18 protein-coding genes and 2 pseudogenes are annotated in these 20,906 nt (G+C 50.3%); 12 read left to right on the top strand and 8 right to left on the bottom strand.

Annotated elements, in window-relative coordinates; all coding sequences use genetic code 11:
• From ACOOHD_RS07100 to ACOOHD_RS07070, 7 genes and pseudogenes are all read left to right on the top strand, one after another.
• Positions 1–1,788, top strand: a complete 1,788-nt coding sequence (locus tag ACOOHD_RS07100; RefSeq protein WP_420460872.1) for a hypothetical protein — start codon at positions 1–3, stop codon at positions 1,786–1,788.
• Positions 1,789–1,802: 14 nt separating this feature from the next.
• Positions 1,803–2,774: an OmpA family protein gene (locus ACOOHD_RS07095; protein WP_420460871.1), complete on the top strand. Its 972-nt coding sequence runs from the start codon at positions 1,803–1,805 to the stop codon at positions 2,772–2,774.
• Positions 2,775–2,780: 6 nt separating this feature from the next.
• Entirely contained in the window at positions 2,781–6,131 is a 3,351-nt protein-coding gene (locus ACOOHD_RS07090; RefSeq protein ID WP_420460870.1) for a DUF6603 domain-containing protein, read from the top strand.
• Positions 6,128–9,085: a hypothetical protein gene (locus tag ACOOHD_RS07085; RefSeq protein ID WP_420460869.1), complete on the top strand. Its 2,958-nt coding sequence runs from the start codon at positions 6,128–6,130 to the stop codon at positions 9,083–9,085. The genes ACOOHD_RS07090 and ACOOHD_RS07085 overlap by 4 nt, the downstream gene beginning before the upstream one ends.
• A gap of 95 nt (positions 9,086–9,180) precedes the next feature.
• Entirely contained in the window at positions 9,181–9,630 is a 450-nt protein-coding gene (locus ACOOHD_RS07080; RefSeq protein WP_420460868.1) for a hypothetical protein, read from the top strand.
• A 111-nt stretch (positions 9,631–9,741) separates the two neighbouring features.
• Complete coding sequence (istA, locus tag ACOOHD_RS07075; protein ID WP_420460867.1) at positions 9,742–11,289, top strand: IS21 family transposase; 1,548 nt, start codon at positions 9,742–9,744, stop codon at positions 11,287–11,289.
• Between the two features lie 122 nt (positions 11,290–11,411).
• Positions 11,412–12,193 (top strand): annotated as a pseudogene (locus tag ACOOHD_RS07070) (ATP-binding protein).
• A gap of 42 nt (positions 12,194–12,235) precedes the next feature.
• On the opposite strand, the gene istA (ACOOHD_RS07065) reads toward ACOOHD_RS07070, so the two are convergent.
• Complete coding sequence (istA, locus tag ACOOHD_RS07065) at positions 12,236–13,294, bottom strand: IS21 family transposase (RefSeq protein WP_420460866.1); 1,059 nt, start codon at positions 13,292–13,294, stop codon at positions 12,236–12,238.
• Between the two features lie 556 nt (positions 13,295–13,850).
• Here istA (ACOOHD_RS07065) and ACOOHD_RS07060 point away from each other — a divergent pair.
• The gene (locus ACOOHD_RS07060; protein WP_420460865.1) at positions 13,851–13,985 is read left to right on the top strand and encodes a hypothetical protein; all 135 of its coding nucleotides are present in this window, start codon (positions 13,851–13,853) and stop codon (positions 13,983–13,985) included.
• 51 nt (positions 13,986–14,036) lie between these two features.
• Positions 14,037–15,146, top strand: a complete 1,110-nt coding sequence (locus ACOOHD_RS07055; protein WP_420460864.1) for a hypothetical protein — start codon at positions 14,037–14,039, stop codon at positions 15,144–15,146.
• 99 nt (positions 15,147–15,245) lie between these two features.
• On the opposite strand, the gene ACOOHD_RS07050 is transcribed toward ACOOHD_RS07055, so the two are convergent.
• The 3 genes and pseudogenes from ACOOHD_RS07050 to ACOOHD_RS07040 all read right to left on the bottom strand — a co-directional run bounded on the left by ACOOHD_RS07050 (position 15,246) and on the right by ACOOHD_RS07040 (position 16,966).
• Positions 15,246–15,671 carry a hypothetical protein gene (locus ACOOHD_RS07050; RefSeq protein WP_420460863.1) on the bottom strand — a complete coding sequence of 142 codons (426 nt, stop codon included), beginning with the start codon at positions 15,669–15,671 and terminating at the stop codon, positions 15,246–15,248.
• Positions 15,672–15,682: 11 nt separating this feature from the next.
• Positions 15,683–15,880, bottom strand: a pseudogene (locus ACOOHD_RS07045) (transposase); the annotation flags it as partial.
• 252 nt (positions 15,881–16,132) lie between these two features.
• Positions 16,133–16,966 carry an alpha/beta fold hydrolase gene (locus ACOOHD_RS07040; RefSeq protein WP_420460862.1) on the bottom strand — a complete coding sequence of 278 codons (834 nt, stop codon included), beginning with the start codon at positions 16,964–16,966 and terminating at the stop codon, positions 16,133–16,135.
• Between the two features lie 241 nt (positions 16,967–17,207).
• On the opposite strand from ACOOHD_RS07040, the gene tnpA reads away from it, so the two are divergent.
• Both tnpA and tnpB read left to right on the top strand, forming a co-directional pair.
• On the top strand, positions 17,208–17,561 hold the full coding sequence (tnpA, locus tag ACOOHD_RS07035) for an IS66 family insertion sequence element accessory protein TnpA (RefSeq protein ID WP_420460861.1): 354 nt from the start codon (positions 17,208–17,210) through the stop codon (positions 17,559–17,561).
• On the top strand, positions 17,554–17,823 hold the full coding sequence (tnpB, locus tag ACOOHD_RS07030) for an IS66 family insertion sequence element accessory protein TnpB (protein WP_420460860.1): 270 nt from the start codon (positions 17,554–17,556) through the stop codon (positions 17,821–17,823). Before tnpA ends, tnpB begins: the two co-directional genes overlap by 8 nt.
• A gap of 20 nt (positions 17,824–17,843) precedes the next feature.
• Here the strand turns inward: tnpB and ACOOHD_RS07025 are convergent, their stop codons facing one another.
• The 4 genes from ACOOHD_RS07025 to ACOOHD_RS07010 all read right to left on the bottom strand — a co-directional run bounded on the left by ACOOHD_RS07025 (position 17,844) and on the right by ACOOHD_RS07010 (position 19,517).
• Complete coding sequence (locus ACOOHD_RS07025; RefSeq protein ID WP_420460859.1) at positions 17,844–18,476, bottom strand: hypothetical protein; 633 nt, start codon at positions 18,474–18,476, stop codon at positions 17,844–17,846.
• A 6-nt stretch (positions 18,477–18,482) separates the two neighbouring features.
• Positions 18,483–18,860: a hypothetical protein gene (locus ACOOHD_RS07020; RefSeq protein ID WP_420460858.1), complete on the bottom strand. Its 378-nt coding sequence runs from the start codon at positions 18,858–18,860 to the stop codon at positions 18,483–18,485.
• Between the two features lie 98 nt (positions 18,861–18,958).
• Positions 18,959–19,180, bottom strand: a complete 222-nt coding sequence (locus ACOOHD_RS07015) for a hypothetical protein (RefSeq protein WP_420460857.1) — start codon at positions 19,178–19,180, stop codon at positions 18,959–18,961.
• Positions 19,181–19,217: 37 nt separating this feature from the next.
• Positions 19,218–19,517 carry a helix-turn-helix domain-containing protein gene (locus ACOOHD_RS07010; protein WP_420460856.1) on the bottom strand — a complete coding sequence of 100 codons (300 nt, stop codon included), beginning with the start codon at positions 19,515–19,517 and terminating at the stop codon, positions 19,218–19,220.
• Between the two features lie 470 nt (positions 19,518–19,987).
• Here ACOOHD_RS07010 and ACOOHD_RS07005 point away from each other — a divergent pair, with 470 nt between their 5' ends.
• Positions 19,988–20,899 carry a hypothetical protein gene (locus ACOOHD_RS07005; RefSeq protein WP_420460855.1) on the top strand — a complete coding sequence of 304 codons (912 nt, stop codon included), beginning with the start codon at positions 19,988–19,990 and terminating at the stop codon, positions 20,897–20,899.
• The last annotated feature ends 7 nt before the right edge of the window (positions 20,900–20,906 follow it).

The raw sequence follows: 20,906 nt of genomic DNA, 5'->3' as shown, positions 1-20,906 counted from the left end.
ATGAACTTCACAAACCCATTTGAAGCCTATTTACGAAAGCGGTTCTATCCGAACCTCGGAACGGAAGAATTGGAGGGTATTACTCCGGAATTCCGCATAGAAGGCTATGCGCGCGATGCCAGCAACGTCGATAACCTCAGTATGCGTACCGCAGATCCGCTATGGATGCTGGGCAGGCAGTGGCAATTTGGCGAATTCACCGCTGAGGATAATGGCTCACCGGTACAGGTAAAACCAGTATATCGAACCGCCAAACCGACCGCGATCAGATCAGCCGTCAGTGGCATGAACGGCAAGATGATCGAGCTTTCAAGCGACATCCCTTTGGAAGTCATGGTGGAAGCGGTACCGTTACCGCCGACGGATCTACGCAGCAGAGTGCGAATCGGTCAGTATTTCGAATCGCTGGTCCGCCGAACGTTCCCTACGAGCGAGGCGGAGGACCAAATTAAAAGATTACGGACGGCATTTCCCTTGCAGAGTAAGGAGAATATGGACGAGAAGTCGGCACGCTACTTCAAACTGATGAAGGACAGGGTAACCGACGGGAACTCTCTTTTGAATAGTATTGATCCTGTAGCGGAAATTTTCGAAAGCCCTTCCTTGACATCTCTCAATCCGTTGATCGGGGCGCTACTGCGGTGGCATAATAATCTGTTTTTCACCCCGGATGAGGCAACCCAATTCTGGAATGCTAAAAAGTTGGTCCATCAGTTTGATTTGCAATTTGGCCCGGAGAATAATAACGCAGACGTGTCACTGCATGCACCGGACTACCGAAGCGGCCACCTCGATTGGTATTCATTTGACCGTATAAAAACTTCAGGAAATATTGTCACCCATATAAATGCGACAACAGGTTCCGTACTAACGCCAGTACTTACGTCCTTTCCGGGCATGCCCAAGCAACGGCTGTTTGAGTTTGAAGACGGACAAATTAATCTGCACCGCATGCACGTCGACGGTCCCGATATGTTGCGCTTACTGCTACTTGACCTGGCCCTGGTTTGCGGTGGCGATTGGTTTACTGTTCCATTGGAATTGGAAATAGGTAGTCTTTGCTGGATCGAAAAGCTAGAGGTGATGGATTATTTTGGCGTGACTACTATTATTCGCAACGACGGAAACACCGGTACGGTACTGAATCGAAATTCCAACGAAGTGTGGGACGTATTCAAAATCAGAGAAAGCGACAATAACCCAACGGCCTACAATCCATCGCAACATTGTCTCTATCTCGCTCCGGCAACCAGTTTCCGCAAAGAATCCCCTCCAATTGAGGAAGTAAGGTTTGTACGCGATGAGGGCGCGAACATGGCCTGGGGTATTGAAAAAGTGGTAAGAAACGATCTTGGAAAATCAGTCGATGGATTCGACCTTCACCTGGAACTGAACGGACCATTTAAATCGGTACATGAAAACCCGACGGACCTGCCTCAGTTCCGACTCGCCACAAGCATTCCTACCAACTGGATCCCCTATTTCCCTACACCGATCCAAGAAGTCAATGGATCACCGGAGGTTCAGATCGCGCTGGAGAGGGGTAGTGTGCTTAAAGATATTAGCACGATGGATACCATTATATCACCGCTTACTTCTCTTGCCAGGGAAGATCTGCAAGTGGTGCGGGAAGAGGCGTTACCGCGTACCGGAGTTGCGGTGCAATTGACGAAGCAACGGGTGCGATGGATTGATGGGCGGACGTATGTGTGGGTCGGAAGACAGGTAATGGTTAGCAAAATTTTGGATAAGAGTGAATTAAGATTTGACCATATTTCCCATAAATAGTAAATAAGACAGGAATGCCATTGGATAGCGAAGAATTAGTACGCGAAGTTCTTATTGATACTCTGGCGAGTGCAGAGGAACACTATATGGAAATAGATATGTATACAAAGGAAGTCAACCTCCTGTTGGCTGGTTTTGCGGTAGATAACTACACACTTGAAAGTCAACACGAAGCAGCCCTTGATCATTTAATCAGGTTAAGAAATTTTGATATCCAAATCAGTATACTTCAAATTGAGGGCCGTGCTAGTCAAACTGGTACTGAGCCAAACAACTTGACGCTGTCAGAATACAGAGCAAATCAAGTGGCTCAACATCTACTTACAGGTGGTTTTCCACCAATTTGGAATCTAGAATATTATGGATCGAACAAACCCATAGAAGAGGCGGCCGGCCTAGAGATAGATGTTAATCGAAGCGTAACCATAAAATATTGTATACGTGAATATATACCTCCCGTTATTGAGGTGGAACCAGACAGTATTTCTCTGCCAGCGATATGTCCCGAGCCATCGACTTATCAATGGCAGATATCACTTATAGCGGACATAAAAGGGCATGCTATTATAGGGGGTGGAGTTGTTTTTGCGCAAATTGGCAAACAGATTCAACCTGATAAGTTCAGAACCATCATTTTCATAGCGTTTGGTTTAGGAGTTTCATTAAGCAGCAAACCTTTAAAAGAGGGTAAAAAACTTATACATTTGTTTGGATTTGGCGGCGTTGCCTCAGTACCAATTTTCGAAATAACAAAATTTGAAACTATAGAGAAGGGGGTGCATCATTGTTACGATTACAAGCACTTCCATCTTACACCGGGTACTATAGGGGGTGTGGCAGGCGGTGCAGTTATAGGAGCATCAGTTGCATACGTATCCTTCACATCACTCTGTCAGGGGGCAATCGATATTGAAGTATTGAGCGTTGACATAGGTACGATAGGTTTAGATATAAGTGCCAGCGGGGGATTATGGTATCTACAATAATCAACTATGAGTTCTACAAACAACGTCGACGACTTAATTGCGGTAATTAAATCAACTGCGATATTCCTCAACGCTTTTGCCGAAGCAGATGAGGTAACTGAGTTCGTATTGGACCAGATGAAAAAACAACGAGATTGCACGTTGACCGTTAGCGATTTAGACTCATTTAAGTCCATTCAGGAAACTAAAAAACTAATCTCGCGTATCCAATCTCAGTCAAACACCTCAACCGATCTCAACGAGGAACTTCTGAGTTTTGCAATGTGTAATTTTTTGAGAGTTAAGTCTCCAAAGATATTTCAAATTTTGTCGTTTCTGAAAATATTAGACACACATCCACTTGACTACGAAGTAAATTTTGAAAAATTAAATCATTTTGTATCTGATCCTGTAAGTTATTTGAAGCAAGAGTATGAGGACAGTCATGGGGAAATTTTCAAACTGTTTGATAATCAGGTTAGAAGGTTTTTATCAACATATCTTGCAAGAGTAGACCATAAAATACCCAGTAAAAATATAACTAATTACGTAAATATTAGTGATAATGTGGAGCCAGTTGAAGCCATGAAAAATTCTGCGGTATTGTTTTTGAATCCATCAGGTAGTTTCAAACCATATGTCGCTTTAGAATTCTTTCCCTGCTTAATAGACAGAGGATTTTCGTATATCGTATCACCTTTGATAGGTTTGGATCACGCTAAAAGCTTTGAATTCAATAAAAATTGGCTCGTAAATGTCGATTCATCTCTTGACAAGAGACCAAATTTCCTATTATTAGCTGGATTTGAAAGATTTGAGTTTGTAAAATTTATTGAGGAATCAGAAAATACAAAAAAGGACTTTTACAATACAGAACTCCGATTTTTATATGTGCCAACTGATGGCATTCCTTTGGGAGGTAATTCTATGATGCTACGATCGGGTCCGATTAATTGGAGTATAGTTGTAAATGAGGTCCGAATTGGGCTTGAAGTAAAAGACGCAGAAGGCGTCGATTTCTATATTAAAACCCAGATTAATACAAAATTTGCCAATTCAGCGGAGGATGACGGATTTCTCAATAAATTACTCCCGGAAGAAGGATTAGAAACTGAAGTAGAGATCACCCCTATTTTCTCCGTTAAACACGGTTTCTCCTTAGAAGCTAGCGGAGACCTGGAAGCCACCATCCCTATACACCGAAAAATTGGCCCGGTATACTTAGAGGAAGGATCTTTCGGCCTTGATATATCCGAGGATCAAATGGCAGGCTTTGCCACCGTAAGCTTTGCGGCAAAAGTCGGCCCGATAACCGCCACAGTAGAGGAAATTGGCGTTGATTCCATCCTCTCGTTTGAAAGTGGTGGTAATCTGGGTATTGTGGACCTTAAACCTCCGACCATGCGACGGCCGAAAGGAGCGGGGCTACAATTGGATGCGACGCTGATTAAAGGTGGTGGATATCTGGATTATGCCGTCGATGAGAAACGCTATGCGGGAATACTCACATTGGGCCTGCAAGCGCTTGAAATTACTGCAATTGGCTTGATTACTACTCAGCTCCCCAACGGTAAATCCGGCTTTTCCATGTTGGTGAGCATGAACGCAATCTTTCGTCCGGCAATTCAGCTTTCGTTCGGCTTTACGTTGAATGGGGTAGGTGGATTGGTGGGGATTAATCGGACAATGAAAATTGACGTCTTACGGGAACGGTTCAAAACCGGAGCCATTGAGTCGATCATGTTTCCAGAGGATCCGATTGAGAATGCCGACCGCATCATCAGCGACTTACAAGCGATATTTCCTGCCGAAGAAGACCACTTTGTGGTGGCTCCCTTTCTTCGTCTGGGGTGGGGTATCAATGAACTGATCACGGTTGACCTGGGTGTATTCGTCGAGCTTCCGTTTAAGAATCGTCTGATATTGCTGGGAGGGTTATCCATGATTCTCCCCGACCGACGTGCGGCATTGATCGAGATCAACGTAGACATTTTCGGTGATCTGAATTTTGCCGAGCAGTACGTGCTGATTCATGGGGTGTTGCGTGATTCGAGAATCCGCAGCGTGTTGTTGGTGGGAGACTTCGCGTTTTTCCTTTCTTGGGGGACAAATCCCCAATTTTTGCTCTCCGTGGGTGGTTTTCATCCTAATTATGAGCAACCAGCTGGTTTTCCCGTCCTCTCGCGTCTTAATGCGGTATTCAAAAAGGGTAAAAACCTCCAGCTGGTTTGCGATCTCTACCAAGCGGTCACATCCAATACTTTTCAAATCGGGATTACTGCAGACCTATTAGTAAAAATAAAGAAAATTGAAATCGACGGGCACCTGTCGTTTGACGCCCTCTTCAGATTTGAGCCTTTTCAGTTCGAAACAACCACGCATATTACGGCTGATGTTAGCAGAAAAGGCAAAAAATACGCCGGTCTGGACCTATATTTAAATCTATCAGGACCACAGCCTTGGCTGGCCAACGGATATGTTGAAGGACAAATTATGACCTTTGATTTCCGGAGGGAATTCAGCTACACATGGGGAGGTAAACAACCTGAAATCGAACCAATATACGCTGACGCTGAAAAATTATTGAGTAAGGTTGTTGCTGAATTGAAAGCGGATCAAAACTGGACGGTACAATTCCCTACGCAGTACAGCTCAGTCGAATCGTTAACTCCTATTGATGATCAAGAGGAAGGTCTATTTCTTCATCCGGCAGGAATGCTTGAAGTCAGACAAAACGTCGCGCCATTTTACAGGCCGCTAGAAAAACACGGTAATGCAAAGTTTAAAACACTGCCGAAACTTGAATTTGGGGAAGTGAGACTTGGGGATAGCAGTACGCTTAATTATGGTAAAGTTGAGGAATACTTTGCGCTTAGTCAGTTTGAGGAACTTACCGACGAGGAAAAGTTATCCGGGGATGACTTCGTCCGGTATACCGCGGGAGTTAGGTTTGAAACTGATGGGCATGATGCAGTACAAGTATCCGAAGACTACGCGCAAGATTCGCTCAGTGCGTATGAAACCATAATCATCAATGAAGACTTAACCAGGGATTATCCTTCCCCCCTTTCCCAGTTCCCTGATTTGGAAGATAATTACAAAGCTACTGACCAGTTGTTACGTGGTTTCAGGAGAAGAAAAAAGAATCTGGGTAGCCGAGGACTAGTCCATACTCTCGGACCGAAGTACAGATCTACTACCCCGGTGCTACTCGAAGAAATTCAAGACTATATAGTGATTGATGAACTAAGTGGGCTGGAAGCCACGAGGTTTAGGGAGTATGCGCATGCCAGAACGTACCTAAAAGTCGCTTCCCGAAGTGAAGGGCTGTTGGGCAAAGTCATTAACCTCGATATGCTAAAATCTTCGCTGCTATGAGCCAACAATATTTTTTATCCCATGTCAGAACTGGCTTGGCTGCGTTAGTCGGCTCGAGTACTCCATCCAACGCACGACGCCAGGAGGTTAAGTTAGAATTAGAGGTAAAAGTGTCTGGTCAGGGATTAAATATCTCCTCGGCAGTCAAAAAAGATGGATACATATACGGTCCGGGAGACGTCATGGGTTTCGATACGGTAAAAGCTATAAATCGAATAGGCCCACAGCCCAACCTCAGTAATTTTGAACCGAATTACATACCGTTCATTGAATTCTCGGAAGCGGACTTTCCCTGGCGCTATAGCCTTACTACAGCAACAAGCCTCACCAGAAATTGGATTCCCTGGATCACTTTGATTGTGCTTAAAGCCCCGGACGGTAGCCGCGGGGAAGGCGAATACGAGGAAGTTAATGATTACGATCCCTCTTTGCCGGCACGTATCAAAGTAAAAGACTTATCAACCTTGCCAGATTTGAAGGAAAGTTGGCGGTGGGCGCACGCGCAGGTTAATGTTGAAAGGAATATTAATAATGTTAAGGACCTTCGGGAAGTAGTTCATCAGCGACCGGAAGACACGGTCAGCCGGCTGTTGTGCGCAAGGCGACTGGCTGAGAAAACCAAGTATACGGCCATGGTGGTACCTACCTACAAGGTCGGGCTACAGGCCGCGCTCGGCCAAAGTCAAAATGTTACCAATGAATTGGCTTGGGATATTAAGGGTGCCACTAGCGATGTAATTATTCCCTATTACTATAAATGGGATTTCCGGTCAGGTGCAAGAGGAGACTTTGAATACCTCCTGCGCTTGCTGGAACCGCGTACGTTTGCGGGGCTTGGCAGCATGAAGGTTAGCCTCGGTAACATGGGTTACGGCGTGAGGGGGAAGGATAACGAGGTACTGGCAGCTAAAATAACCATGAATATGGAAGGTGCGCTGGCTTCCGCGAATTTTAGCCATCAGCGCAAGAACAAGGATATATCTGAAGCCCTTAAAGAGCTGTTGTTTTCATCAAATGTAAGAACAGGCAATACTGCGAACACAGAACGTAGACTTGTTCCCCCGGTATATGGTGAATATTACGAAGAAAAAAGGAATTTGGATCGTTCAAGGAGTTGGTTAGCTCAGTTGAATTTAGATCCTAAGTATCGCGCCGCAGCTAGCCTCGGCGCGCGATACGTTCAGGAGAATCAAGAGCAATTAATGGAAGATGCCTGGAATCAACTAGGTGAGTACCGAAAAAGGAAGCAGGAATTAGAAAACCTCAAACTCGCTACCGCAGCTTCAGACAAGGTATTCGAGCGACTCAAATCCCTGGGTCCAAAAGAATTTACACACATTACGACTCCCGTACACCGGAATGTAAGAGGGTCGGAAGTTGAAGCCGATGGTGAAAAAGTGTACATGACGGTATTTGATGTCTTATCGGCTGTGGGTATACCAAAGATACTGACGGATCCGAGCATTAAAAGAGTGTATAATAAAAAAAGTATAAGCACTCCGGTTCGTTCCATTGAGGAAACGGCCGACTGGACGGATTTCACGGAATTTCAGCAACCCTTTACAGAAGAACATAGTATCCCGTCTACTAGCCTTTTGGTTAATAGTCCCCTGCCATCGGGGGGGGCTAATGTCGAATCACTTAATACTGAAATCGTAAGACTGAACATTCCGAATTCCTTCCTGCACGGACCATTGACAACACATTATCAATCTACGGCATGGTTTAGCCAACAGATCGAAGCCTCCCAGCCCAATACGTTTATGGGTGTGGAGCATCGTGCTTTGCGCAGTCAGACCTCAAGAATAATGCAATTATCCGGAAGTATCATGCAAGATGAAACATCTGCATTCGAAAATCAGACTTATAATGATACAATAATAAATACAAAAGCGGCTATTGACCCGAAACTTGCATATGATCGGTTCGCAAACTACTTCCGATCTCAAACTCCTCCCGACTACCATCCACGGTTCTTTACTCCTTTGTATGAGTATCTAAGAGATAATCATCCTGAGTATATGGTTCCCGGCTTAGAAGTGGTACCCCAGAATACTGTAATGCTGCTAGCCAGCAATCAAAAATTCATTGAAGCTTTTATGGTGGGAGCAAATCACGAACTGGCAAGGGAACTTCGCTGGCGAGAATTCCCTGCCGATAGTAAGGGTACCTTTTTCCGAAAATTCTGGGATACGTCAATATATTCTGTCTCCAAAGAAGAAACGGAGGAATTTAAAAATTGGGTGATTCAGAAAAGTGGCGATCAGTTTGCGAGTGCTGAAGAGGCCATTGATAGTGCGAAAAAAGCCTTTGAAGAGCAGAGCGATCCTGAGCGGGCCAGAGTGTATGAGGAAGCCCTGGAAGAATGGTTGCTCACCCGGGAAGAAGACCAGGATATCAAGCCCATTCATAAATGGGGAAATAACCTGGGGGGGAATGGAATGCAAACGTCTTCGGACAGTCAGGTTATACTCGTAATAAGGGGTGATCTAATTCGAAAATATCCAAACCTCAACATTCACCTAGTAGGTAAGGAAAATGCTGCTGATAATTCTATCCAACCTGCCTTGACGAAAAAAGAATCGTACAGGTACCCGATCTTTGAAGGATCTCTGCCACCAGATATTACAATGATTGGTTTTCCAGTATCGTCAAACGACGCTAAAGACTTTTATATAATGTTAGAAGAAGAACGCTCCGATCTTCGCTTTGGATTGGATACCCATGATTCAGGTGATAATAGTGAGGTAAACCTTGATAATTTAGCCTGGGAAGATTTTGAACCCCCTGTAGAGGATGGATTTTACCTGACCGATAATTTACTTAAGGACGTAGAGAATAGGTTTGCAAGCACCACAGGGTGGAAGGCAACCGCAGCTCAGTGTGCAAAAGTGTTTCGTCAACCACCGGTTCGGGTGGCAATAGACTTGAAACGACTTTTGCCGCATTCTTAGTGCGTATTCCGGTCCCACTGACCCCCTCATTCCGGAAAGTGCTGACCCCCCCCATTCCGGTCCCCTGACCCCCTGGGTGTGGAAAACATTCCGGTTTGTTGAACCCCCTCCGGGGGGTGATCCTGTCGGACAACCTCAAGGCCTTTGTCATCAAAGCCGACCGCTACGATCCTGACTTTAATGAGGTCTGCGTACAGTTGGCTGATTGTTACCGGCTGGACCTACAGGCCGCCAGACCAAGAAAGCCAAAGGATAAAGCGAGCGTCGAAAATGCAGTACGTACTGCCTATACCCGCCTGTACGCTCCCCTACGCGACCGGACGTTTTACAGCCTCGAGCAAATTAATACTGGCTTACGCGAGCAGCTCACCCTACACCAGCGCCTCGCCTTTCAGGCACGCGCCGGTACCCGTCTGTCCTGCTTCAAGGAGCACGAACTGCCGCTGCTTAGCCCACTACCCACCGCACCGTTCCTACTCAAAAAGACGGTGCGGGCCAAGGTGCATATTTCACACGCTTTGACCCCCCTGGTTCACTCCGTTTGACCCCCCTCCCAAAATAGGACGCGAACGCCCCCTTGTGGAAAACGTTTCACTCCGTTTGACCCCCCCGGATAACCAGCGCAGGCCCCATCTTCTCACAAACAAACTGGGACGATGGCTAAACCGCTACGCATGGATCAAATCCGCAACATTCTCAAGACCTATCTCCGCACGCGTTCCTTCAAGCAGACGGCCAAGCAGTGCCGCTGCGCTCGCAACACGGTACGTACCTACGTGCGCCTGGCTCAGGCCCAGTCGGGCGGTTGCGCCGCCGTTCTAGCCCTAGACGAAGGCACTTTCAACGCCGTTTTCATAGCCCCAACCGCTGATGCGCGGCGCGACTACTTCGACGCTCAGATCGAATACTTTAAGATCGAACTTAAGCGCACCGGCGTCACCCGCCAGCTCCTCTGGGAGGAATACCAAGCCCAGCGCCCCGATGGCTACGGCTACACCCGCTTTTGCGCCCTACTGAACGGAGCCATCGGCCAGACCGCTTTGACGCTACCGATCCAGCACCGGCCGGGCGAAAAACTACAGCTCGACTTCACCGGAAGCACTCTCGGCTGGGTTGACGTAGAGTCCGGACAGATAAATGATTGCCAGGTACTTATTGGCGTACTGCCTTACTCGCAGTACACCTTCGCCGTGGCCCTCGATAGCCAACGCGTGGCCGACTTCGTCCACGGCATCAACGAGGTCCTGGCCTTTCTCGGCGGCCTGCCCCGGGCCATCGTCTCGGACAACCTCAAAAGCTTCGTCACCCGCCCCGACCGTTATGAGCCGACCTTCAACGACGCCGTGGTCCAACTCGGCCTGCACTACGAAGTCGACTTCGAGGCCACCCGACCAGCCCGACCAAAAGACAAGGCTAGCGTAGAGAACGCCGTAGCCACCGTCTATACTCGATTGTTCGCGCCTTTGCGCGACCGCGTCTTCCACTCACCGGCCGCGATCAACGCCGCCCTGCGCGACCAACTGACCGCCCACAACGAGCGGCCCTACCAGAAGCGCGACGGCTGCCGCGCGGCCGTCTTTGCCGCCGAGGAAAAGCCCCTGCTGCGCGCCCTGCCGGCCCGCCCCTTCGCCCTACGGACCAGGCTGACGGCCAAGGTGCAGAAGAACTACCACGTCTACCTCAGCCAACGCCGCAACTTCTACTCCGTGCCCCACCGCTACGTGGGTCGCACCGCCGAGATCGTTCTGAGCCAGACCAGCGTGGAGATCTTCGTCGGTCGCCAGCGCGTGGCCATCCATGAACGTCTGCACTCCGCCAGCCGGAGCAGCTACCGGACTAACCCGAAGCACATGCTGGCCAGCCACGTGGAGTGGAGCCGCGCCCAGGGCTGGACGGGGGAGCACTTCCGTAACCGGGCTGCCAGGATCGGCCCGGCCACGGCCTGGGCGATGGGCCAGGTACTGACTTCGCGCCACTACGAACCGCAAAGCTACCGTGCCTGTCAGGGCGTGCTGAGCCTGGGGCGCAGCTACGGCGAAGACCGTCTGGAAGCCGCCGCCGTCCGCCTCGAACCAACCGGCAGGGCGGGCTACCAGCGCCTCAAAAACGTGCTCGAAAAGGGCCTCGACCGTCTCACCGATCAGCTCGATCTGTTCACCCCGCCGGCGCACGAAAATATCCGCGGCCCCGGTGCCTACCAATAAGTCACCCACTCACGAGCGCACCAAAATTAGGTGGCGCGTAGGGGAGTGCCGTGAAAAGAAAGAAGCGCAAAGCCGAGCTCACCGAAAGGCCATCAACAACCTATCAATCAATCCATTACCTAATGACTTCCACCAACCTTACCGCCCTGCGCAACCTTAAACTAACCGGCATGTCCGGAGCCTACGAAGCCATCCTCGGTCTGCCCATCGACCAGCACCCCGAGGCCCACGACCTGCTGGCCCGCCTCGTGGACGCTGAAGCCCAGGCCCGCCAGCACCGTCGCCAACGGCTCTATCTGCGGACGAGCAAAATGCGCTACGCGGCCACCCTACACGACATTGACCCCAGCCCGGCACGCAACCTCACCGGTGGCCAGTTGGCGCTCTTGAGCGACTTGGCCTGGATCGACCGGGGCGAGGGCGTTCTCATCACTGGGGCGACCGGCTGCGGCAAGTCCTATCTGGCTTGCGCGCTCGGCCACCACGCCTGTTCCAATGGATACCGGACGCTGTACTTCAACCTGAATCGCTTCTGCGAGCGAATCGCGCTGGCTCAGGCCGAGCGTCATTACGGGTAGGGCCCCGTAATGTAAGCCGTCGTCAAGTGGCTGGACAAGCTCGCCAAGGCTTCCCTACTTATCCTCGACGACTTCGGTTTGCAGGCCATCACTCACCCGGTCAAACTCCTCCTGCTCCAAATCCTCGAAGACCGCTACGAGCGTGGCGGCACCATCATCGTCAGCCAACTCCCCGTGGCAAATGGCACGAATACATTGATGAGCCTACCATTGCCGACGCCATCCTAGATCGCATCGTCAGCAAGGCTCACCGCGTCGCGCTGACCGGCGACAGCCTCCGTCGCCGCCGCCGTGCCTCCAAAGGTGACGTATCTCAGCTAGAATAGCTACTTTTACCCCCTCACTTTGCTGAGTTATCCACAGGGGGGTCAAATGGAGTGAAATAGGGGGGTCAAACAGGGTGAAATACGCAGCATGACGTGGTAGGTACGTTGCACCTTGGCCCGGACCGTCTTTTTGAGCAGGAACGGGCCTGTCGGCAGCGGCCGCAGCAGCGGCAGTTCGTGCTCCGTAAAGCAGGATAGGCGGGTACCGGGCCGTGCCTGGAAGTCGATATTCTGGTGCTCGGCGAGTTGCTCGCCCAGTCCGCCATTGAGCTGTTCGAGGCTGTGGAAGGTCCGGTCGCGCAGGGGAGCATACAAACGGGTATAAGCAATACGTACCGCATTCTCGACGCTGGCCTTGTCCTTCGGCCTGCGCGGTCGGGCGGCCTGGAGATCCACCCCGTAATGGCTGGCCAGTTGGATGCAAACATCGTTGAAGTCGGGATCATAACGGTCCGCTTTGATGACGAAGGCCTTAAGGTTATCCGACAAAATAACCTGGGGTACGCCACCGAAAAAGCGCAATGCCTCGTTGATGCCGTGAACGAAGTCGGCCGTACACTGACTCGCCAGGGCGATAGCAAAGGTGTGCTGTGAGTGGGGCATTACGGCCAGCAGCACCTGAGCCTGGCGGACCTCGCCCGTCTGCCGGTCTACCCAGGGTAAGGTTTTACCGGTGAAGTCAAGTTGGAGCTTCTGGCCGGGGACGTGGCTCAACACCAGCGTCAGGTCGCGCCGGCCGATCTCGCGGCCCAGGTAGAGGTAGAACTGCGTAGAGCCGTAGCCGTCGGGATACTGTCGTTTGTACTCTTCGTATAGGAGCTGCTTGGTAACCCCAACGCGGGCCAGTTCCCTGATCCAGTCGTCTACCTGGGCATCGAAAACGCCCCGGCGATCGAGCGTGGGCCGCAGCTGGTCGGGATAGAGAACGCCCCGTAACTGCTCGGTTGGCAGGGCCAACACGACCGCCAGGTCGGCATGGTGCGCCCTAGCCAGGCGCAGGTATCCCCGCACAGAGTTTTTTGACACCCGACACTGCCGTGCCGTACCCTTGATCGAGCGGGTGTGCTGGTAGGTCTTGAGAATTTTTATGATCTGATCCATACACTTGTGTTTGCCCATCTTCGATACGCTGGTGAGCGATGAAGTTGGGGATGATCAAGCGTGAGTCACCACAAACCTAAGAGGGGGGGGTCAGTGAGCCGGAATGTTTTCCACACCCAGGGGGTCAGTGGACCGGAATGGAGGGGTCAGTACTTTCCGGAATGGGGGGGTCAGTAACTCCGGAATACGCAACCTCCGATACCGCACTAATGAAACTGCTCTTTCTGGTCCAGCGCGACGTAAAGAGCAAGTGGAAGAAGCCGATGCACAACTGAAACCGCATCCTCTCTCAACTGTCCATCCTCTACGACGACCGCCTCAAACTCGACCTGTGATGCCGCTACCTAACCAGCGGGTAACAGCCAGGCTTCGACCACCCCCACCCGGTTTCTGCCGAGGCTGGTAGAACCCTGTCTCCCCTTCACCCCAAAACTCTTGACACACTTTATGCAATACTCCCCGTGTCTCTATTGAGCTGGTCAGTAGGATAGGACGGGTGTAATTCAGATTGTCGCGCCCGGGTAAATCCGTTTATTTCCTACCAAACTACTCAAGCATGCTGACCGAAGATAAATTTCTGGCCCTGGCTAAAGATAAGTATGCCCGCATCAATGCCCTTACCGATCAACCCAATCTGCTGGACTACGAACGCGGTTTGCGGGAGCTGATGGACGAACTTGCCGGGGGGTAATTAACGAACAGTTAGGGGGGCAGACCGACAACCGCCGTAAAAAAAACCGTCGTGTCCACCTTCGGCAAAGTGAGTGTTGCCAAGCAGGCGAAGTGGGGGTCGGCTAGTGCTCATGGCATGGCCATCTCCCCCTTGCTTCAGAGTCATTACCTGCGCTTCTGCGCGCAGGTCGTACCCGCTACGGCCGTCGACTTACTTAATGCCACGCTGGGCAGCGAGCTGACCAATGCGGCCCAGGCCCGCCGCCTGGAGGAACACTTCGGACTTCTGCCGCGGGTGGAAGAGGAGTTGACCAAGCCGTTGCGCCCGGATGAACTGCAAACAAACCCTGAGTTGGAGCCCGCAACGGCGGCGGCGGAGGGGGCGGCGGCGGAGGGGGCGGCGGCGGCGGCGCAGGAGGAAAGACTGTACGGCATGTTCGATGGGGGGATGTTGCGCTATGATGAGGGCTACCAGGAAGTAAAAATAGGTCGCGTTTTTCGGGCCTCACAGCTCGTGGCGGGTAAACCAGATGATGAGCAGGCAGACCAACGCAACCGGGTACTCAACTCAGAATACCTGGTACGGGAAGGTCACTATGCTAGTTTTGTGGACCATTTTGGTAACTTGCTTACGGCGCAACAGCAGCAGTACCCCACGGCACCCCTCATCATCATCACGGACGGAGCGACCTGGATGCGCAACTGGGTGGCCGAAGCCTTTCCGCAGGCGGAGCACATTCTCGACTTCTACCATGCCTACGAGCACCTCTGCGAGTTTGGCACGGTGTTGCTCCCCCAGGAATCGAAGCGCAAGGACAAGCTCACCCAGTGGAAGAACCAATTCCACCAGGGGCAGAGTGATGACATCATCCGGGAGATCAAGATGTACTTGACGCATCCACACACCAGGGTGGTCGGGGCAGCCACCGAGCTGCTGACTTACCTGACCAACAACGCCTCCAGGATGAGGTACAACGAATACCGGGATAATGGCTACCTCATCGGCAGTGGGGCCATAGAGTCAGCCGTCTCCAGCGTAGTTCAACAGCGCTGCAAACTCAAGGGTCAGCGTTGGGATCAGGGTGCACAGCCGGTGCTGAATATCCGCTCGATGTACTGCAGCAACAAGGGGCGGAGAATGGAAGAGATCATAATTGATCAATATGATATAGCGGCATAAGTGACGCGACAATCTGAATTACACCCGATAGGACTCGTTCCCAGTCAGCGTACTTTGTGGGGGGGTGCACCACGGCGGGTAGCTAAACGTTAGACTCTTTTATTTTTCACTCAACTCGTTCAGCACTTCCAGAGCCAAGAATCCATATGTTTTTCCGATTCCTTTTTTATGCTCGCTAACTTCAAATCTGTTAGAAACATCAACGAATGAGTACAATTCAATCAATTCAGTTCTGTCCTTATTTAGATCCACATCAAATTCATAGAATTTCCCATTTTGTGTGAGAACAATTCCTTCGTCAGTGCTTATACCTGGAAAGTCTTGTTCATATTTAAGCACTATTGCTTTGGCGATTTCAATTTTATTTTCTTTAAATATTTTCTCTAGAGGTATAGGGACTCCGTTGTCTCTCCAATGCTTAGCTTCTTTCAGAATTGAATCCTTTTTAACAGCGATTTGTTCTTGGACGTTCAGCCTGCGTTGATTTTTCAATTTATCAATATTCATTTCAGTTTGTTCTTTCATTAACGAAGGCTCTATGCAGATTCAAATGAGTAGCGTAGGTCGAGCTTACCGGCCAGCAAATATATCATAGCAATGAAGTTGTCTGCATTTCGGTACCCCCTAGCTCGACGCTTGGCTAGCTGTATTTTGGTATTCGTTCCTTCCAGTATGCCGTTCGTGATGCGTGAGGTGATGAAGCTGATTATTTTGTACCAATGCCGTTTAAGCGTAGGCTGTCCATTTTATACTCCCTCCACCGTAGGCTTTTGATCGCTCCCTGGCTAGGGAAAATGTACCCGCACGTCGTAGCTTTGAAGTACGACCAACAAAAGGGAACATGCGGATACGCTACAAAAATACGGTACGGCAACTTGACCGGCTTCCAGATTGAGTCACGTTTATTACTATATAACGGTGAGTATATGAAGCGTAATATTCCGTAGGGTTCTACAAATTCATATACATTATTAGGGCCAGGGTAGTTAATCTATTGTGTCCCACTTGTCATCTAGAAACTCCAAAGATACCCTCAAAAATTCGGGCTGTATTTCAGGCTCCAAATGAGGTAAATGGTTGCCATTAGGCACGATCCAAAGTCGGCTGTTGGGTATGCCTTGGTACATTTCCAAAGCATGTTGTATTGGAATGACAAAATCATTATCTCCCAATACTACCAACCACTTTGCTTGGATGGTATTCAATTTATCCGGAGTAAAAGAGGGATCCCCTTCGGAAAATTTTCGCATTTCCCAAAACATTTTTGCCAAATACTCCTGTTTTTCAAGGCTCTGGCCCCAGTTTATAGCCCATTCCTTAAACTGATCTATTCCTAATATCGAAGTTGCTTCCCGGGCTTGTTTGCTATAATAGAGATGCCCCCCTACGGTAATCACCGATTTAAATCGACCGGGTTGCATGACGTTAAGATAAAGTAGTGTGGAACCTCCGCTACTGGCTCCAATTCCATTCACTTTATCTATTTTTAAGGAGTCCATCAGTGCAAAAAGCATCTTTGCATACTCCTCATGTCTAAATGTTAAATCACTTTCATTGTAAATATCCGATCGCCCATGCCCCATCATATCGACGGCAATAGTCCGATATTGTTTTGAGTAGGGCTTAATGTATGGCTCCCAGGAGTCCGCTGTATTGAAGAAATTATGTAGCAACAACAGAGGTTCTCCGCTACCAATATCTTCGTAATAAATTTTGGTCCCATTATAGTTGAAAAACTTACCGTGGGGGTTAACGGTAACTTGTCCAAATGAGTTGAGGGACGCGATAATGGCAAAAATCAAAATTGCTAATTTTTTCATGTCTAGCATTTGTTAAAATTATATTTGAAGTTGCGCTAACGAGTTTAATTGAGGTCAAGATGGGCAATTACGCAATGCCTCTGTTGACTTAAGGTAGGGTAAAAAGTGGAAAGAACCAAGAGATGGGCGCAGTTAATTCCTGTCCCGGTCTAGCGCGGTAGATGAAAGTAAGCAACCGAGCAACCCCATCTAGTAAACAAAGATTTGCGGCTTGAACTTTGCGGCGAACAAAATCGTCTAGATGCGCCGCCGTAGATCACCTGAGCAAATTAAACAATTACTGACCGAGCAAAGGAGCGGCGGCGAGTCTATCGCTGAGTTCTGCCGCTCCCGAGGTATCAATACCGGTACTTTTTATGCCTGGCGGGCAAAGTACGCTACCGGCAAGAAGTTGGTGTCGGCACCGGGGGGCTTTACTCGCTTAGTCACTCCGTCGTCCTTGGTGGCGGCAGCGCCGCCGCCGCTGCAGGAGGTTACCTCCTGCGCCGCCACCACGGTATACCTGCCCGGCGGCGCTCGCCTGGAATTGACTAACTGGCCACTAGCGGACCTCATCCGGCTTAGCCGCGAACTCTGCCCCGGCGCCGATGCTTAGCTTCTCTAGCCGTCAGCGCTACTTCTTGTACCGCGGCGTGACCGACATGCGTAAGGGCTTCAACGGACTTCGTGGTCTGGTGCGTCAGCACATCGACCATGAACTCTTGAGCGGCGATGTGTTCATCTTCCTTAACCGCCGCCGCGACCGCATTAAATTGCTGGTCTGGGACCGCACTGGCTTCGTGGTCTGGTACAAGGTGCTGGAACGGGGCACCTTCGAGCTGCCGGCTGGTGAAGGTGACCGTTTGGAGAGGGTGTGACGGTGTTTTGATGTAGATAGTTAGGCTGCGTACTGCATTCGTTTGCGCCAGTATTGATCATAGCGGCCATCGGTCAATACCTGGCTGCGGCTGATGAGTATATCGTCCGCTCCGGTGATCAACCAGCGCATTCCGCTCCCCCCCAGCCGGGCTTTAACTAATGTCTTACAGCCCGCCTCCACCGGGCCGGAGCCAATGGGTAGCTTATCTCGTCGCATGCCGTAGTAGTCCAGGCGGGGCCGTTGATTACGCAGATACGTTAGATGTTCCTGGACTACGGATCGCTTTGCCGCTGATTTGATCTGCCTCGGCGCTGCCGCCCCCGTCAGTAAGTCCTCTACGGCCTGGATCACTAAGTCGGCCCCATCATCCTGTTCGAGTAGGCGATCTTTTTGCTGCGCCAACCATTCCTGCTGCCGGGACTTGCCGCCCTTCAAGGTCGCCGCTATTTTGCCCAGCCGCTCGCTGACGTGGTAGTAATCCGTTACCTGACGATCGGTGAGCGCCTCCAGTTGGGTCCAGTTCGTGACTGCCCCATCGGCTACGCCAACATAAGTAGGTTCGACGGCTACCACGGCTAGTTCTTCCTTGAGTTTAGTGACCGCCTCGGTCAACTGGTAGGTAAAGGCAGGCTTGTCTTTTTGGGGTCCCACGCCAACCTAAGTGGTATGTAGACACTGTTGCTGCTCGTCGTACAGACAGATTACCCCGCACATGCACTCCCGCCAGCCGGCTAGTCGTCGTCGTCGTCGCTGCGGACTTGCAGCCTTACCATCCAGCATGTGCGCCATAGCACCGTCACGGCTGATGGATACGGTAGTCACTTGCTTAAGGACCTCAGCCGTAGCGGTATGGTACGTCCAGCGATCTTCGACTTGCTTGAGATGATCGCTGAGCTGTTGGTGTAAATCACGCACCAAATCCTTAGAATAACTGACCTGATGGTGATCCGCAAACCGCTTGACTACCCTGCGCGCAGGCAGGTCGACGTAATCTTCCTGCAGCAGCTTGGCCAGCCGGGGAGTACTCTTGGTCACCAGCCGAGCACCGCAATCCGCCGGGCAATAGGTTGCCCCACCCGAACTGCTCTGGTAGACATGGCGTGACCAGTTCACCTTGCCGTGGGGAGTGGCGACTACTTTTTTTTTACCCCCTTGGTCGTTAGGCGTTGACCCTTAACGGAAATGGGCTTACCGTCCGTATCGAAGTTTTCTAGCGCGGTGCGCGTAGCCAGCTTACCGGCCTCGTTGAGGGCTAGCTGAATAGCCTCCTCCTGGGTCAGCATGCTGCCCTTGAGTTCCATATCGATCTCTAGGGTGATTTTTCCTCCCTCTTGCTTTACAATCCTAGCGTTCATGCGGTTTTGGAACCTAAGTTACGCATTTTGGGGTACATCAAAACACCGTCACACCCGCCTGATCAATCTTTTGGGGATAACGCTCGACAAACTCCTCAATCTTGTCGATGACGGGCTGGTTGTCGTGGCGCACGATGGGGTGCCTACCCTGGCCCTTCACGGTGTGGAGCGCGGCGATACCCCCCGCTTCGTAGCGGTTGAGCCAGTGGGCTACCGTCTGGCGGCTTACCCCCTCCAGGGCGGCAATCTCGGTGGCGTTGTAGCCCTGACCGCTGAGTAAGATCATGTTGTAGCGGGAGCGGAAGGGGTGCCGTTTGCCGGTTTTCCAACCCTGCACCAGGGCAGCGTGCTCTTCCTCGCTGAGGGTGATGTGGCGTACATTTATGCCACACGGTATGAAAGTTAAACTAAATCTGTCTGACTACTTGATACCTCAATACTTTAACATACCAAGTTCATTTTTTACAATCCAATAGTTTATTCGGCGGCTATATTTGGCTATGTGGAATTTGTACGACCACCAAGTACTGCATTCAGCAAGTCTGGCCTGTCCCGCTATTGGACGGCGTGTCCTGGTGAGTGCCAGAAGTGGTGATGCCTCAGTTAGCATCGTCGTTTTCCATCGGTCATTACGATCACCCACAGTCGAGTTACATGGGGTAGATAAGTATCCCTTTTGCTGTAGCATTTCACATACAAGAACCACTTATGAAGAATGCGCTTCTCTTTATCGCTTGTCTATTCGCTCATCTCCTGTATTCGCAAGTTCATACGGTAAGTAACGATCCCGGTAACCCGGCCGAGTTCGTGGAAATACAGGACGCGATAGATGCAGCCGCGACGGGCGATAGTATCTACATCCATGGCTCGTCTAAAAAATATAGTAATGTATCCATTGACAAGCGACTAACCCTCATTGGACCCGGACACCACCCCTACGGAGAAAGTAGGTTGCCTGCGGAGATTGGTTTCGTCAGTTTTGACAATTGGAACATTGGTGATGAATCAGCCTTTATTGGATTGGTCATCAACAAGTTTGATGCACAGTTACGCCAAAGCGGGTTGCGAATTGAACGCTGTAGAATTCGCATACTAGGCCTATACAGTGATTATCACGAAGGGTGGGTGATCAAAAATAATATTCTCAACCGAGTAAGCGCAGCGCGATTGTACCTGGATCAAAAGCCCACAAATATTATACTTAAGAACAACATTATCATGGAGGGCGTACACGGGTTACACGATGCTGTAATTACGAATAATACCTTCATCGAGATAGAGGAAAAATTTTATTCGGATGATAGGATGTTGTTCGAGGGGGTAAACGGCAGCTTCATCGTCAATAATATATTCTACAACCAGCCTCCACTGGGGGCCGAAAATTCAACCTTCAATAACAATCTGACCTTTCTGCGCGATTCTATTACCCTGCCGTACGGAAGCAATACCGGCACGAACAACCTTACCGACGTAAACCCCATGTTTAATAACTACCCGGGGGGAGATTTCAGCTACGATTATGACTTTCACCTCGCCAATGCCTCCGCAGCGAAAAATGCCGGTACCGATGGCTCGGACCTAGGGGTGTACGGTGGAGAAGGTTTTTCGGAACGGGGAGAGCCGCCCATCCCGTTGATCAGATCGTTTGAGCTGGGAAGAGTGGTAGTTCCTCCCGGAAGTAGGTTGAGGATTTCCGTATTCGGTGAGGCTAAAAATTAGGGATTAC

The organism is Neolewinella sp. (assembly GCF_965214665.1).
Classification (GTDB): domain Bacteria; phylum Bacteroidota; class Bacteroidia; order Chitinophagales; family Saprospiraceae; genus Neolewinella.
The sequence above is the reverse complement of the archived record's forward strand: the minus strand, read 5'-3'. Positions and strand labels throughout refer to the sequence as shown.

Excerpts from the sequence above, each read along its gene's own strand:
- ACOOHD_RS07100 (WP_420460872.1), top strand. The coding sequence starts at position 1 with ATGAACTTCACAAACCCATTTGAAGCCTATTTACGAAAGCGGTTCTAT.
- ACOOHD_RS07095 (WP_420460871.1), top strand. The coding sequence starts at position 1,803 with ATGCCATTGGATAGCGAAGAATTAGTACGCGAAGTTCTTATTGATACT.
- ACOOHD_RS07090 (WP_420460870.1), top strand. The coding sequence starts at position 2,781 with ATGAGTTCTACAAACAACGTCGACGACTTAATTGCGGTAATTAAATCA.
- ACOOHD_RS07085 (WP_420460869.1), top strand. The coding sequence starts at position 6,128 with ATGAGCCAACAATATTTTTTATCCCATGTCAGAACTGGCTTGGCTGCG.
- istA (WP_420460867.1), top strand. The coding sequence starts at position 9,742 with ATGGCTAAACCGCTACGCATGGATCAAATCCGCAACATTCTCAAGACC.
- istA (WP_420460866.1), bottom strand. The coding sequence starts at position 13,294 with ATGGATCAGATCATAAAAATTCTCAAGACCTACCAGCACACCCGCTCG.
- ACOOHD_RS07060 (WP_420460865.1), top strand. The coding sequence starts at position 13,851 with ATGCTGACCGAAGATAAATTTCTGGCCCTGGCTAAAGATAAGTATGCC.
- ACOOHD_RS07050 (WP_420460863.1), bottom strand. The coding sequence starts at position 15,671 with ATGAAAGAACAAACTGAAATGAATATTGATAAATTGAAAAATCAACGC.
- ACOOHD_RS07040 (WP_420460862.1), bottom strand. The coding sequence starts at position 16,966 with ATGAAAAAATTAGCAATTTTGATTTTTGCCATTATCGCGTCCCTCAAC.
- tnpA (WP_420460861.1), top strand. The coding sequence starts at position 17,208 with ATGCGCCGCCGTAGATCACCTGAGCAAATTAAACAATTACTGACCGAG.
- tnpB (WP_420460860.1), top strand. The coding sequence starts at position 17,554 with ATGCTTAGCTTCTCTAGCCGTCAGCGCTACTTCTTGTACCGCGGCGTG.
- ACOOHD_RS07015 (WP_420460857.1), bottom strand. The coding sequence starts at position 19,180 with ATGAACGCTAGGATTGTAAAGCAAGAGGGAGGAAAAATCACCCTAGAG.